Annotated in this window: 14 protein-coding genes; 5 read left to right on the top strand and 9 right to left on the bottom strand. The window is 68.3% G+C overall.

Features of this window, described 5'->3' with window-relative positions:
* Nucleotides 1–81 precede the first annotated feature (81 nt).
* The 3 genes from WB794_RS10925 to WB794_RS10915 form a co-directional block, all read right to left on the bottom strand.
* Entirely contained in the window at nucleotides 82–1,395 is a 1,314-nt protein-coding gene (locus tag WB794_RS10925; protein ID WP_337335887.1) for a hypothetical protein, read from the bottom strand.
* 75 nt (nucleotides 1,396–1,470) lie between these two features.
* A complete protein-coding gene (locus WB794_RS10920) occupies nucleotides 1,471–1,893 on the bottom strand; it encodes a hypothetical protein (protein ID WP_337335886.1) in 423 nt (140 codons plus the stop codon).
* Between the two features lie 220 nt (nucleotides 1,894–2,113).
* On the bottom strand, nucleotides 2,114–3,376 hold the full coding sequence (locus tag WB794_RS10915) for a 6-phosphofructokinase (RefSeq protein WP_337335885.1): 1,263 nt from the start codon (nucleotides 3,374–3,376) through the stop codon (nucleotides 2,114–2,116).
* A 199-nt stretch (nucleotides 3,377–3,575) separates the two neighbouring features.
* On the opposite strand from WB794_RS10915, the gene WB794_RS10910 reads away from it, so the two are divergent.
* The 3 genes from WB794_RS10910 to WB794_RS10900 are packed head-to-tail and all read left to right on the top strand — an operon-like array spanning nucleotide 3,576 to nucleotide 5,888.
* Nucleotides 3,576–4,151 (top strand): adenylate kinase, encoded by a 576-nt coding sequence (locus WB794_RS10910; protein WP_337335884.1) that lies wholly within the window; start codon nucleotides 3,576–3,578, stop codon nucleotides 4,149–4,151.
* Nucleotides 4,152–4,190: 39 nt separating this feature from the next.
* Nucleotides 4,191–5,546, top strand: coding sequence for a UDP-N-acetylmuramate:L-alanyl-gamma-D-glutamyl-meso-diaminopimelate ligase (gene mpl / locus WB794_RS10905; RefSeq protein WP_337335883.1), 1,356 nt, complete (start codon nucleotides 4,191–4,193; stop codon nucleotides 5,544–5,546).
* A 30-nt stretch (nucleotides 5,547–5,576) separates the two neighbouring features.
* Entirely contained in the window at nucleotides 5,577–5,888 is a 312-nt protein-coding gene (locus tag WB794_RS10900; protein WP_337335882.1) for a BolA family protein, read from the top strand.
* Between the two features lie 15 nt (nucleotides 5,889–5,903).
* Here the strand turns inward: WB794_RS10900 and WB794_RS10895 are convergent, their stop codons facing one another.
* A complete protein-coding gene (locus WB794_RS10895) occupies nucleotides 5,904–6,629 on the bottom strand; it encodes an ATP-binding cassette domain-containing protein (protein WP_337335881.1) in 726 nt (241 codons plus the stop codon).
* Nucleotides 6,626–7,765 carry a hypothetical protein gene (locus WB794_RS10890; RefSeq protein ID WP_337335880.1) on the bottom strand — a complete coding sequence of 380 codons (1,140 nt, stop codon included), beginning with the start codon at nucleotides 7,763–7,765 and terminating at the stop codon, nucleotides 6,626–6,628. The genes WB794_RS10895 and WB794_RS10890 overlap by 4 nt, the downstream gene beginning before the upstream one ends.
* A 95-nt stretch (nucleotides 7,766–7,860) precedes the next feature.
* Between WB794_RS10890 and WB794_RS10885 the strand changes: the two genes are divergently transcribed.
* A complete protein-coding gene (locus WB794_RS10885) occupies nucleotides 7,861–8,658 on the top strand; it encodes a M15 family metallopeptidase (RefSeq protein WP_337335879.1) in 798 nt (265 codons plus the stop codon).
* On the opposite strand, the gene WB794_RS10880 is transcribed toward WB794_RS10885, so the two are convergent.
* Both WB794_RS10880 and WB794_RS10875 read right to left on the bottom strand, forming a co-directional pair.
* Nucleotides 8,612–9,835 (bottom strand): MFS transporter, encoded by a 1,224-nt coding sequence (locus WB794_RS10880; RefSeq protein WP_337335878.1) that lies wholly within the window; start codon nucleotides 9,833–9,835, stop codon nucleotides 8,612–8,614. The two genes, WB794_RS10885 and WB794_RS10880, sit on opposite strands and share 47 nt — an antisense overlap.
* A 284-nt stretch (nucleotides 9,836–10,119) precedes the next feature.
* Nucleotides 10,120–10,269 (bottom strand): hypothetical protein, encoded by a 150-nt coding sequence (locus WB794_RS10875; protein ID WP_337335877.1) that lies wholly within the window; start codon nucleotides 10,267–10,269, stop codon nucleotides 10,120–10,122.
* Between the two features lie 26 nt (nucleotides 10,270–10,295).
* On the opposite strand from WB794_RS10875, the gene WB794_RS10870 reads away from it, so the two are divergent.
* Nucleotides 10,296–11,225: a hypothetical protein gene (locus WB794_RS10870; RefSeq protein WP_337335876.1), complete on the top strand. Its 930-nt coding sequence runs from the start codon at nucleotides 10,296–10,298 to the stop codon at nucleotides 11,223–11,225.
* 62 nt (nucleotides 11,226–11,287) lie between these two features.
* Here WB794_RS10870 and WB794_RS10865 read toward each other — a convergent pair whose 3' ends face one another.
* Nucleotides 11,288–11,512: a glutaredoxin family protein gene (locus WB794_RS10865; RefSeq protein WP_337335875.1), complete on the bottom strand. Its 225-nt coding sequence runs from the start codon at nucleotides 11,510–11,512 to the stop codon at nucleotides 11,288–11,290.
* 94 nt (nucleotides 11,513–11,606) lie between these two features.
* Nucleotides 11,607–12,722 carry a ribonucleotide-diphosphate reductase subunit beta gene (locus tag WB794_RS10860; protein ID WP_337335874.1) on the bottom strand — a complete coding sequence of 372 codons (1,116 nt, stop codon included), beginning with the start codon at nucleotides 12,720–12,722 and terminating at the stop codon, nucleotides 11,607–11,609.
* Between the last annotated feature and the right edge of the window lie 10 nt (nucleotides 12,723–12,732).

Raw genomic sequence — 12,732 nt, 5'->3', positions numbered from 1 at the left:
TCCGGGTTTCCGCCAAAAGCATGCGGGAATGGCGAGCCAAAGCCACTCTTCGCCGAAGCATCGGCTGAGGATCAGGGCTAATCAGGTCAAGCCATGGACATGCGTACCATGGCCTGCATATGCGGGAATCATGAAGCCGTTGCCGCTATCGCAAACCTGGGAAGCTGACGTAACGGGAACGGGTTCCATTTCATCTACATTGAAGTCGATGGGATTTGGAAATCCATGACGCCCAATGTCAAGGGAGGCCGAGGAAAGGAAATTTCCGCCCGTCAGGGAGCCGTTTGCATCCTGCGCCCGAAGGTCGGAGTGGTCGGTATGGAGACCGTTATCCAGCACCCCCACTCGCGCCCAGCCGCCTGCGCGGGCCCATGCGGCGGGAAAGCTCATGGCACCGATCCAGTATTGGGTTGCAACTCCTTGAGTGGTGGGCGGCGTCTTGCCGGGGGCGCCAGGGCGCAGGCTCAGTTCCACCTTGATCGGTACCTTCGCATGCCTGACGAAATCGTCGGCGAGCAGCGCGGAGACGGCGGCTTCCGTATCGGCACCGGGCGGGTATCGCACGACGATCATCTGCTCCAGGCGCGCTCTCGGCAGTTCCCGGTTGGCATCGAGATAGGCTTTGAAATCTCCCTTTGCCCGGAATGGATGCGGGATGAAATACTGAACGGATTGCGGGTTCTCCACGGACAGCGCACCGAGTGGCGGAGGGAGCCCGCCTGAAGGATCAAACCCGTTGATGACACCCTCTGGACTCGGGCCTTGCTCGGATCGAACAAGTTCGAAGATTACCAGTGTATTTTCTATAAATTGTGCATGAGCGGGCGGTGAAATAGTGATGGGTGCGACAAGGAAGACGCTTAGGAGAAGCTTTGCTGATATTCTTTCTCGAAGAGCCGTCACTCCAATAATGATTCCGATTAGAATTAACAGCAAGATATTGCTAGTCGCTGATACTGTCACGGATGGTGGCGTCCCCCGGACTTGAAGATTTGCCTGAGAGATTGGCGGCAAAACTGGATAGCTCGGGCTGCTCATGCTTCGGATTCGTATTCTAACAATATAGCTTCCCTCGGGGAATCCGCCTATATTTTCGGTGATTGTATGTGGCTGAATCATGCAAAACAATGGATCGGTTCTTTCTGATCCCGTAATGATTATATCGATTATGTCACCGTTCCTTTGCACCTCGACAAAGGGGTAACCTGCAGGTGGGTATGCGAAGCCGTGGCAATATCCTGCCCTTACCGACATATCGACGGGCTGTCCCGCATAGGGCTGGGCGGGTGAGAAGGTCGGCGGATCGACGAACGCCGAGGCGGACGCGAACGGCAGCATGAGCAGCACGAGGACCGTCGTCAGCGCCCTCCGGATGCGAACATGGGCGGTTTTCATCAGGGTCTCTCCTTGCGATGGCGGTGCGCGGTCGAGTCTACGGCACTTCTTGCCTTGATTCGCGTTCCGGATCAATCATTTGGCCGGACAAATCCCGACCAGAGTAATGATTCCTGCAAGCAGCAGCAGGGATATGGTCGTGCCCGCCGGCACGATAGCGGGCGGCGGAGGGGCGCGCACCATGAGGCCGGCCTGGAAAATGGGAGGCAGGACGGGTGCCCGTGCTGCCGCATTCCGCGTCATCACCTTGGGCAACCCTTGAGCGAAGCCGCCGAAAACCTGCTGGAAAAGCTCAAGTCGCTGCCGCCGCAGCGGCTGGCTGAAGTCGCCGATGTCGTGGACGTTCTGCGCGTCCGTGAGGAAAAAACGCGCACCCGGAGGATGGACGGCTTCGCCGCCGCGCAGCCGCCGCTTTCCCCCGAGGACATCCAGGCCGAAATTGCCGCCGCCCGCGCGCAGCAGCGTGCCGCGAATGCGGATCGTCGCTGACGTCAACATCGTGCTGTCCGCCCTGCTCTGGGACGGAGCGCCGCGCGCGCTGCTGGATTCCGCCCGTCATGGCCGCATCGCGCTCTTTACCGGCGCTGCGTTGATGGCCGAACTGGAAGGCGTGCTTTCCCGCCCGAAACCGGCGAGTCGTGTGGCGACGCCTTCATTCATGCACCTGCCTTGCGGCAACCGCACCGCGACGCGGCTGCGGGAGAAACCACCCGGAAGATCACCCGTCCGCAATGTCATACGCCGGCAGCTTCTTCTCCACCGCCGCGTTCTTCAGCGTGACGTAAGCCGGCAGGCCGTCCTTGCCGTAGGGCGGCGGTGCCTCGCCGCGGATCAGCGGCTCCAGGTACCGGCGCGCAGCCTCGGTGATGCCGTAGCCGTCCTTGCAGATGAAGTTCTTTGGCAGCTTTTTCTCGTGATTGGCGATTTTCGCCAGCGGTGCCGGCTCGATCTTCCAGCGGTAGGGTGCGTTCGAGGTGCGCACGATGGCGGGCATCACCGCGTTCTGCCCGGCCAGCGCGAGCTTCACCGCGGCCTCGCCCACCGCCAGCGCGTGGTCGAGATCGGTCTTGCTGGCGATATGCCGCGCCGAACGCTGCAGGTAGTCGGGCACCGCCCAGTGCTGCTTGTAGCCCAGCTTCGCCTTGACCAGCTGCGCGATCGCCGGGCCGACGCCGCCCAGCTGGGTGTGGCCGAAGGAATCGACCGTTCCGGCATCGGCGAGGAAGCGCCCGTCCGCACCGCGCAGCCCTTCCGACACCGCCACCACGCACCAGCCCACGCGCCTGACGGTGTCATCGACCCTGGCGAGGAACTTCGCTTCGTCGAAGGGCACTTCGGGAAACAGGATGATGTGCGGTGCCTCGTCCGCGCCCTGGCCGGCCAGGCCCGCGGCGGCGGCCAGCCAGCCGGCGTGGCGGCCCATGACCTCCAGCACGAAGACCTTGGTAGAGGATTCGGCCATCGAGGCCACATCCAGCGCCGCCTCGCGCAGCGAGACCGCGGTGTACTTGGCGGCCGAACCGAAGCCCGGGCAGCAGTCGGTGACGGCCAGGTCGTTGTCGACCGTCTTGGGCACGCCGATGCAGGTGAGCGGATAGCCGAACTCGCGCGCCACCTGCGACACCTTGTTCGCGGTGTCCGCCGAATCGTTGCCGCCGTTGTAGAGGAACCAGCGGATATCGTGCGCGGCGAACACCTCGATCAGGCGCTCGTAGCGCGCGCGGTCGGCCTCGATCGTCTTGAGCTTGAAGCGGCAGGAGCCGAACGCACCGCCCGGGGTATGTGCCAGCGCGCGGATCGCGGCGATGGGCTCCCTCGAGGTATCGATCAGATCCTCGCGCAGCGCGCCGATGATGCCGTTGCGCGCCGCATACACCTTGACGCCCGCCGCGCGCGCCGCAGTGATGACCGCCGAGGCGGTGGCGTTGATGACGGCGGTCACTCCGCCCGATTGTGCGTAAAGCAGTCTGCCCTGGCTCATGGATGGCTACGGTGTGGGTGGATGGGAAGGTCGCGGCGAGGCGCCAAATTGCGCTGCGCGATGCGGCTTTGGTCTGGTTTGACAGCGGCGTTCGGCAGCGGTTAGGTTTGCTGCGCTGCACCGCAGCCGCGAACCGATCCAGTCTAGCGGAAAGGCCGCCCCGGCCGTGCGGTGCCTCATCGTCTTCCAGGCTCAGCACATGCGACTTGTACTACTCGGTGCCCCCGGCTCCGGCAAGGGAACCCAGGCCAGCCGCCTCAAGGAGGCGCTCGGCGTGCCGCACATCTCCACCGGCGACCTGCTGCGCGGCGCGGTCGCCGCGGGCACGGCGCTGGGCCTCCAGGCCAAGGCCGTGATGGAACGCGGCGAGCTGGTGTCCGACGACATCGTGCTGGGCATGCTCGAAGAGCGCCTGGGTGCCGGCGACTGCGGCGCGGGCTTCATCCTCGATGGCTACCCGCGAAATTCCGCCCAAGCCAACGCCCTCGACGCCCTGCTCGCCCGCCTCGGCCAGCCGGTCGACGTGGCGGTGCTGCTGGACGTGGACACCGAGCTTCTGATCGAGCGCATCGCCGGGCGCGCGCGCGCCGAGGGGCGCAGCGACGACACCCCCGAAACCGTGCGCAACCGCCTGCGCGTCTACAACGACCAGACCGCGCCGGTGATCGGCTTCTACGAAGCCGCCGGCACGCTGGTGCGGGTGGACGGCGTCGGCAGCATGGACGAGATCACCGCCCGCGTGCTGGCCGCGATCGGGCACGCGCCGGCCGCCTGAACACTTCTCGCGCCCGCGCCGCGGGTGCACGGTGAAGCGATGACACTGCACATCCTCGGCATCTGCGGCACCTTCATGGGCGGGGTCGCCGCGCTCGCGCGCGAGCAGGGTCTTGCCGTCGAAGGCTCGGACCAGAACGTCTACCCGCCGATGAGCACCCAGCTCGAAGCCCTGGGCATCGCGCTCAAGAGCGGCTACGCGGCCGAAAACATCGGCCCGGACATGGCCGAAGTGGTCATCGGCAACGCCCTGTCGCGCGGCAATCCGGCGGTGGAAGCGGTGCTCGATCGCGGCCTTGCCTACACCTCGGGCGCGCAGTGGCTGGCCGAAAACGTGCTGCCGGGGCGCACCGTGCTGGCGGTCGCCGGCACCCACGGCAAGACCACCACTTCCACCCTGCTGGCCTTCCTGATCGATCGCCTCCGCGGCGCGCCGGGGTTTTTGATCGGCGGCGTTCCCGCCGACTTCGACGCCTCCGCGCGGCTGGGTTCCGGGCCGTGCTTCGTGGTGGAAGCGGACGAATACGACACCGCATTCTTCGACAAGCGCTCCAAGTTCGTCCACTACCGCCCGCAGATCGCCATCCTGAACAATCTCGAGTTCGATCATGCGGACATCTTCCCTGATCTTGCCGCGATCGAGCGTCAATTCCACCACTTCGTGCGCACCGTGCCGGGCCGCGGCCGGCTCATCGTCAACGCCGAGGACGCCAACCTTGCGCGGGTGCTGGCGCAGGGCTGCTGGACGCCGGTGGAGACGTTCGGCATCGATGCGCCGGCCGACTGGCAGGCCCGCCTCGACGCGCCTGACGGCTCCGCCTTCACCGTGCTGCATCGCGGCCAGACACTGGGCCAGGTTCGCTGGCGGATGGCGGGCCGCCACAGCGTGATGAACGCACTCGCGGCGCTCGCCGCCGCGGCGGCGGCCGGATTCGACGCAAAGGCGGCGCTGCCGCTGTTCGCACAGTTTCGCGGCGCGAAGCGGCGGCTCGAACTCATTGCCGAGGCCCCGGATCTTCGCGTCTACGACGACTTTGCCCACCATCCTACCGCGATCCGCACCACGCTCGACGGCCTGCGCGCGCGCCATCCCGATGGCCGCCTCGTCGCGGTGCTCGAACCGCGCAGCAACTCCATGCGCCTGGGTGCGCACGCCGACCAGCTCGCGCCCTCGCTGGCACCGGCCGACGCGGTGCTGTTCCTCGCCCGCCCCGAGCTGGCCTGGGACGCGCATCGGGTGATCGACGCGCTGCGCGGCGAAGGCCACGTCGCGGCCGACGTCGATACGCTGCTGGCGCGCCTGGCCGCGCTGGTGCAGCCGGGCGACACCGTGGTCTTCATGTCCAACGGCGGCTTCGAAGGCGCGCCGCGCCGCTTCGCGCAGACGCTGGGATAATCAAGGCCCTTGCAGAGCAGGAGACAGCGCATGGACCTGCGCGAACGCATCCACCAATCCGCCCTCACGCTGGAACCCGCACACCTGGAAGTGCATGATGAAAGCCACCTGCACGCGCGCGGCACCCAGACCCACTACAAAGCCATCATCGCCAGCGCGCGCTTCGAGGGCCTGCCGCTGCTCCGCCGCCATCAGGCGGTGTACGCCGCGCTCGGCGACCTGATGCGCGACCTCCACGCGCTCGCCCTGCACACCTACACCCCGGCCGAATGGGAGGCGCTGGGCGAGGCACCGGCGTCACCGGCCTGTCGCGGCGGCAGCCGGCACGACGCCGCGCGTTGAGCGCCGCCTCAGGCGTCACCGCGCGCGCAGCCGCGCCACCACGGCCGCTTCCAGCCCGCCTTCCGACGCGCGCAGGCGATCGAGCTCGGCGCGATTCCAGTCGGCCGCGATGCGCCCGTCGAGCAGCAGCACGGCGCGGTCGAGGATGCGCTCGGCCACATCCAGGCCGTGGGTGGCGAGCAGCACCGTCGCACCGGCATCGACGCGTTCGCGCAGGATCGCCTTGAGCTGGAATGCGGCGAGCGGATCCAGCCCGTTCAGCACTTCATCGAGCAGCAGCAGCAGCGGCGTGCCGAGCAACGCCAGCACCACCGCAAGCTTCTGGCGCGTGCCGAGCGAATACTCGGCCACCTCGCGCTCCAGCCATGGCGACAGTCCGAGTGCACCGGCCAGAGCCACGGCCTCTGCGATGGCGTCGGCACCGAGCTGGCGCACGCCGGCGACCAGTTCGAGGCACTGGCGACCGCGCAGCGCGCCGGGCAACGTGGCCGGATCGGGCGCGTGGCCCAGCCGGGCGCGCGCGGCGACGGGATGTTCACGCGGGTCGATGCCGTCGATGCGGATCTTTCCGGTGCACGGCAGCAGCCCCGCGCAGGCGCGCATGAGGCTGCTCTTGCCCGAGCCGTTGGGGCCGATCAGGCCCACCAGCTCGCCGCCGGCAAGGCAAAGGTCGACGCCGCCCAGCACCTCGTCTGCGCCATGGGAAAGATGGAGATCGCGCAGCAGCAGACGCGTGCTCATGCGCGCGTTCCCCGATGCAAAAGCCGCAGGCACATCGCCAGCCACAGCGGTGCCAGCAGGGGCGCAAACGCCTGCCAGGTCGCGCCGAGCACGGTCAGGCGCAGGGTGAGATCGAGCGCAATGCGCCCGGGCGTGCGGCGCAATGCCAGCGCGCACAGTCCGTGCAGGATCGCCACCGCGAACAGGGCGGCGCCGATCCACGGCGCAGTGCGCACGGCACCCAGCGCGGCCAGCGCAAATCCGGCAACGCCGGCACCGAGCAAAGCCAGCGCCAGCGGCACGATCAGTCCGGACAGCCAGAACCGCGCCCGCGCCGGCTGCGCACCCAGCCAGCGTTCGGCCTCGAGCAACACCGCGAGGCCACGCCGCCACGCCGTCAGGTACGCCGCCAGCAGCAGGCCGCTCGCCAGGGCCAGCGCCGCTCCCAGCGCACTCGCACCGACCGGTATCAGCAGCAGCATCCAGAGTCCATGGCGCAGCGCGCGCGGGCCGATGCCGGCCAGCGCCTCGCGCGCCTGCCAGCGCCACAGGCATCCGCGGCCGGCGAAATGGTGCGCCGATCCGGTCGCGCTGGCGGCTCCGGTGTGGACGGCGCGATCCGCGGACGGCCGACGCCAGCGCGCCCAGGCCGCGCCTGCGGCGGACGCAGCCACCAGCATCAGGGCCAGCCAGCCCCACGCCTCCCGCGGCAGGCGCAGGAAGCCGAACAACAGCGCGCCTGCCAGCGCGTGCGGCCACACACCGGCGAACACCACGCGCATGCGTTCGCGCGCCCGCACGCGCGCGGCCACCGGCTGCACGGCCAGCCAGTCGGCGGCATCGCGGCGCTCCCGCTCGCGCTCGCGCTCGCGCACCCGCATCGCGATGAGGCCGCCCCACGCCACCAGCCAGGCCCAGGGGGCGGGCCGCGTCAGGGCGAGCAGGCCGTCGGCCAGATCGCGCCGCGCGGCAAGCGACACCGCCGCTGCGCCCAGCATGAAAGTCAGTGCCAGCCAGATCGCCGCATGAAACGCGGTTTCGCCCGGTGCCTGCCGCCAGCGCGCCATCCGATTGCGCCACAGGCAGGTGCGCTGGAAGGCATAGGGATCGAACGGGTAGCCGGTCATGGGTCGCGTGTTGGGCTCGAGGCCGGACATGGAGCATGGAAAAAGGCGAAAGGTTCAACCTCCCCGGCGGCGCGGGAATGCCTACAATCCGGCGTGTCTCGCCGCCCCCTTGCACTGGAGCCGCCATGCCTGCACCGCTCATTCGCCGCCCGTTCCTTCGCGCCGCGCTGCTGGTGCTGGCCCTGAGCACGATGGCGGCGCGTGCCGCGGAGGCACCGCACGTGTCGGGCGCGCGCACCATGGAGGCGGCCGGCATGGTCGACCTGCGCATGCGGGTACCGGACATCTCGCAGGACATCCGCTATGCCGGCCGCGACAACTTCATCGGCGCGCCGGTGGACGGCTACGAGGCACCGGCCTGCTGGCTCAGGCACGAGGCGGCCACGGCGCTGGCGCGGGTGGAGATGGCGCTGCGGCGCGAAAACCGCCGCCTGCACCTCTTCGACTGCTACCGCCCGGTGCGGGCCGTGGCGCACTTCATGCGCTGGCTGGATGAGGCCGACGACCCGCGCACCCGGGCCGTCTACTACCCGACGCTGGAGAAATCGCTGCTGCGCGGAACTTACATCGCACCGCAATCGGGCCACAGCCGCGGTGCCACCGTCGACCTGACCCTGCTCGCCTGCGATGCGGATGACGCGGCCTGCGCGCCGCTCGACATGGGCACGCCGTTCGACTTCTTCGGCAGCCGCGCGCACACCGATTCGGACGAGGTCGATGCGGCGCAGCGCGCCAATCGCCACGCGCTGCGCGCGGCGATGGCGGCGGAGGGCTTCGTCAATCTTCCCGAGGAATGGTGGCACTTCCGCCTGCAGCCCGAGCCCACGCCAGGCATCTATTACGACGTGCCCGTGACTTCCGCCGGCCTGCCGGCTCCTAGCGCTCGCGATCGGGCGCGCGTCGATCCAGCGATTCGGCGGTGATGTTCACCAGCGGCACGAAGTGATCCTGCGCCGAGACGTCGCGCCTGCGGCGCATGAAGCGGTACAGCGCATACGCCGCCAGCAGCGCGCTCAATGCAAAGAACCAGGCGAACAGCAGCCGGGGTTCGCCGCGATTCATCAGGTTGCCCGCGATCAGCGGCCCGAGCGCCGAGCCCACGCCGTTGACCAGCAGTACCGTGCTGGAGGCGGACATCAGCTCGTCGCGATCCAGGTAGTCCACCAGATGCGCCATCGCGATCGGGTAGAGCGCAAAGCCCATGCCGCCGAAGGCGAAGATCAGCACAAGCGCGGCGGTTGACCCGCCCACCGGCAGCAGCAGCTGCGCCAGCGCGATCATGGCGGCAGCGGCGCTGATGGCGGCCAGGGCCAGACGCCGATCGATGCGGTCGGCGAGACGCCCCAGCGGCAACTGCAGCGCCATGCCGCCGATGACCGCCGCGCTGACGTAGGTGCCGACCGCGCCGGCATCCATCCCCTGCGCGGCCGCGTAAACCGGCAGCAGGCCCCAGAGCGCGCCAAGCAGAAGTCCCGCGACGCAGGCGCTGACGATGGCGGTGGGCACCAGCCTGAAAAAGCGGGCGAGCTGCACCTTGGGCATCGCGTGCAGCCGCGGCTGCTGCTGGCGCATGTCGATCACCGGCAGGCTCGCGGTCGCAAACAGGATCGCCACCACGCTGAACAGCACGAAGCCCTCGCCGGGCAGGCGCAGGAACTGCTGCGCCAGCGCGCCGGCACCGAGGTTGAGCATCATGTAGATGGAGAACAGCGTGCTGCGGTGCCTGGGTTCGGCCGCCGCGTTCAGCCAGCTCTCGATGATGACGTAGAGCCCGACCAGCAGGAGCCCCTGCAGCACGCGCATCGCCAGCCACAGCCCGTAGATCGGCCCGATGGCCTGCACCAGCACGCTGACCACGAGCAGGGTGGTGCAGAACGCGAAGGCGCGAATCTGGCCGATCCGGTGCACCATGCGCGGCACCGTGTAGGTGCCGATCAGGAAGCCGGCGTAGTAGGCCGCGCTGAGCGTGCCGATCATCGCCACGGAAAACCCGAGCGCCTCGCCGCGCAGCGCCACCAGGGTGTGCAGCAGGCCCACCCCCATCAGCAGGAAAATGGTGCTCAGCAGGAGGGGGATGGCGCAGCGGACGGTGGAAAGCATTGGAAAAACCAGTCGTGATCGGATGTGCGGCGGCGCGCGGCGGCGGATGCGATTGCCCGATCCGCCTGGGCTTCGGCCGCGATCGGCCTGCGCACACCTGCGTCCTGCAGGCGGCGGGGAAAAAACCGGATGAAGCCCAGGCGGATCAGGAAACGCGTGGTGCTGCGGCAGGCACCGCAGGCGTTTGGCGAGAATCGGGCAAGGGTAGCAAGGCGCGTCCCAACGCAGGCTGGATGCACCGGCGACCGTCGCGAAGGCTGCGCCCATGCTTGATCCATCGCTACTCACGGAGCCGCCGCCATGCGCACGAGATTGATCGAATCCCTGTTTCTGATCGTCGCATCCGGTTTGGCCGGCACCGCCACACCGCCCCTGCCGGCGCTCGACGCGGCGACGGCCGACGCGACGCCCGTCGCAACGAGCGACGAGGACATCGCCCGTCGCGTCATGCGCGAGCTGCATGACGTGGCTTCGAAGGAACGCGCTCCTGCTCGATCAGGCGCGGCTTCTGGATCAGGCACAGCGCTGGAGTGGGGACGGCGCGCTGGAGTTCGCGCCCACGTTCTGGCGAGCGTCCGGCGAAGATTCCACGCTGGCAGCGATGAGTTCGTATTCTCCCGGCTACACGCTGGACGATCCCCTGCACCCCGCCGTGCCGAAGTCGCTGCGCGACATGCTGCGCACGGAAGCCATTGAAACCCGCGTTGTTGCACACCTCGATGCGGACGCGCCGCTGCAGTGGAGCCACCACTCGGCGCAGGTGCGACTGCGGCTGGACCGCGGATCGGACGACGGCCTGATCGAGGGCATGGCCCTGTACGGCCTGCCGCCGAACGAGGGCTGGTACGCGGAGCTGAGCCAGGTGGGCGCGGACGAATCGGTCGCCACGATGCACCTGAGCCGCTTCGCGCCGGACGACGAGATGGCGCTGCCCGCCCGGGGCACCGCCTTCACCACCCGCCGTGACGCGCCGCTGCGCTGCGGCGTGGACACCAGCGCCGCGGTGCGCGCCGCGATCACCTTCGTCTCCGCGCCGGCGGACGGGGTGACCCTGGACGCCGACGGCTACGCCTACCTCGATCTGGAGGTCGACCAAGGTCGCGGCGAGGGCCTGGCGGTGGGCGACCGGCTCTACCTGGAACAGGATGCGGACAGCGAGGCCCGCATCGCCGGCGAAGGCCGCGTGCGCCAGGTCGGTGCCGACAGCGCGCGCGTGCTGTGGCGCACCTACCGCTGGCTCGGCGCCTGGGAGGAGGATGAAGACGCGGGTGAAGGCGCGGCGCCGGTGAAGGTGGAGCGGTCGGCCCTGCCGGCCGTCGGCCAGCATCTGGTCACGCCGGCCTGGCGGCGGGTGGAGAGCGACCTGTTCGGCGCGCTGCGGGGGCGCTGAGCCACAGGATCACGCGGCCCGCACCTTTCCGGTCCCGCGCTGCGGCGCGCCGCCGGCTGCGCTCAGGCCAGCAGCGCCTTGATCCGCTCGCGGTCGTAGCCGCTCCAGCTGCCGCGGTCGGACTCCACCACCGGAGCGCTGCGATAGCCCAGGCCGACCAGGCGCGCGAGCGCGGCGCGGTCCTGCATCAGGTCCACCAGGGCGTACTCGATGCCGAGGATCTCCAGGTCGCGGCGGGTGGACTCGCACTGCGGGCAGTCGGGCTTGGAATAGACGGTAACGTTCACGGATGGCACCTCGTTGGGTGGACGGCCGGCGCGCGCGGCGGTGCCGGCCGGAGGCTCGAAAATTTCGGGAAAGTGGAACGGGCGGCGGGCGACGTCAGAAATCGACGGCGAACACTTCGTCCTCGTCGTCGCGCTTCATCACGCCGACCTTGTACTGGGCGGTGTCCTCCTCCTGGTTGGAGGCCTGGATCTTGCTCATGTCGAGCCAGTTCTCCATGTAGGCGAGCGGGTTCCGCGTGACGATCGGGAAGCGCGCGGCGTCTTCGAGGTGGAAGAAGCGGATCACGTCGGTGGCGCTGAAGTAGACCCAGTCCTTCATCATCCGGCAGGTGACGCCGGTCAGCTCGCGGCCTTCGGAAAACGCGTAGTCGGTCCATTCGACTTCGCTTTCCACCACCTCGTTGACGATGGCGACGATCTTCTCGCGGCAGTCGGCGAAGGCCTGGCGGCCGCGCGGGGTCTTGTAGAGCGACTTGAGCACTTCCTTGCCGTACTGCACGTGCACTTCGAACTCGTCCTGGGCGATCTTCTGGATCGCCTTGCCGATGGGCTGGAACAGGCCGGTGGATTCGCATACGCCGAAGGTGACGGCGAAGGAGGCCATGAACTGGATGCGCTCCATGCACAGCAGGGTCACGATGAAGAGATAGATCGCGTTGTAGGTGGCCTGGTCGTTCGGGCGCGCGCCGCGGGCGTAGTCCAGGCTCACCGCCAGCGCCGCGTCGAAGGCTTCGCCCACGGTCTTGAGCCGCGCCATGGCCTCCTTGACCGCGAGGATCTCGCTGAGGATGTCGTCGGGGCTGTCGAAGCTGTTGCGCACGATCTCCGAGTAGGTGGCCGCGTGCACGATCTCGTTGCGGGTGATCTCCACCCAGCCGGCCCAGGCCTCCGAGCTGGTGCACACCGGCGCCAGCACGGCGGCGATGGAGTGCGCCGCCACGCTGTCGGCCTCCCACTGCCAGGCCAGCGTCTTCACCATCATGTCGTAGGTGGCCCTGTCGCAGGTCTTGAACTGCACGTTGCAGGGCGCGTAGTCGAACTCGTTCTCGTCCCAGTCCTGGCTTTTCAGGGTCTTGTAGAGCTTCCACAGCGCCGGGAAATGCTTGTTTATGGTGTCGAACAGGCCCGGGTCGGTGCCCAGGATGATTTCCGGGGCCTCGTAGTCGGTCTTCTCGGTATTGAAGATCTTGCCGGGCAGGGCGGGCGTCATGGAGGTTTCC

Source organism: Denitratimonas tolerans (assembly GCF_037203605.1).
GTDB lineage: Bacteria > Pseudomonadota > Gammaproteobacteria > Xanthomonadales > Xanthomonadaceae > Denitratimonas > Denitratimonas tolerans.
The sequence above is the reverse complement of the archived record's forward strand: the minus strand, read 5'-3'. Positions and strand labels throughout refer to the sequence as shown.

Excerpts from the sequence above, each read along its gene's own strand:
- WB794_RS10870 (WP_337335876.1), top strand. The coding sequence starts at position 10,296 with ATGACGTGGCTTCGAAGGAACGCGCTCCTGCTCGATCAGGCGCGGCTT.
- WB794_RS10915 (WP_337335885.1), bottom strand. The coding sequence starts at position 3,376 with ATGAGCCAGGGCAGACTGCTTTACGCACAATCGGGCGGAGTGACCGCC.
- WB794_RS10910 (WP_337335884.1), top strand. The coding sequence starts at position 3,576 with ATGCGACTTGTACTACTCGGTGCCCCCGGCTCCGGCAAGGGAACCCAG.
- WB794_RS10860 (WP_337335874.1), bottom strand. The coding sequence starts at position 12,722 with ATGACGCCCGCCCTGCCCGGCAAGATCTTCAATACCGAGAAGACCGAC.
- WB794_RS10900 (WP_337335882.1), top strand. The coding sequence starts at position 5,577 with ATGGACCTGCGCGAACGCATCCACCAATCCGCCCTCACGCTGGAACCC.
- WB794_RS10925 (WP_337335887.1), bottom strand. The coding sequence starts at position 1,395 with ATGAAAACCGCCCATGTTCGCATCCGGAGGGCGCTGACGACGGTCCTC.
- WB794_RS10880 (WP_337335878.1), bottom strand. The coding sequence starts at position 9,835 with ATGCTTTCCACCGTCCGCTGCGCCATCCCCCTCCTGCTGAGCACCATT.
- WB794_RS10890 (WP_337335880.1), bottom strand. The coding sequence starts at position 7,765 with ATGTCCGGCCTCGAGCCCAACACGCGACCCATGACCGGCTACCCGTTC.
- WB794_RS10895 (WP_337335881.1), bottom strand. The coding sequence starts at position 6,629 with ATGAGCACGCGTCTGCTGCTGCGCGATCTCCATCTTTCCCATGGCGCA.
- mpl (WP_337335883.1), top strand. The coding sequence starts at position 4,191 with ATGACACTGCACATCCTCGGCATCTGCGGCACCTTCATGGGCGGGGTC.
- WB794_RS10885 (WP_337335879.1), top strand. The coding sequence starts at position 7,861 with ATGCCTGCACCGCTCATTCGCCGCCCGTTCCTTCGCGCCGCGCTGCTG.
- WB794_RS10875 (WP_337335877.1), bottom strand. The coding sequence starts at position 10,269 with ATGTCCTCGTCGCTCGTTGCGACGGGCGTCGCGTCGGCCGTCGCCGCG.
- WB794_RS10920 (WP_337335886.1), bottom strand. The coding sequence starts at position 1,893 with ATGTTGACGTCAGCGACGATCCGCATTCGCGGCACGCTGCTGCGCGCG.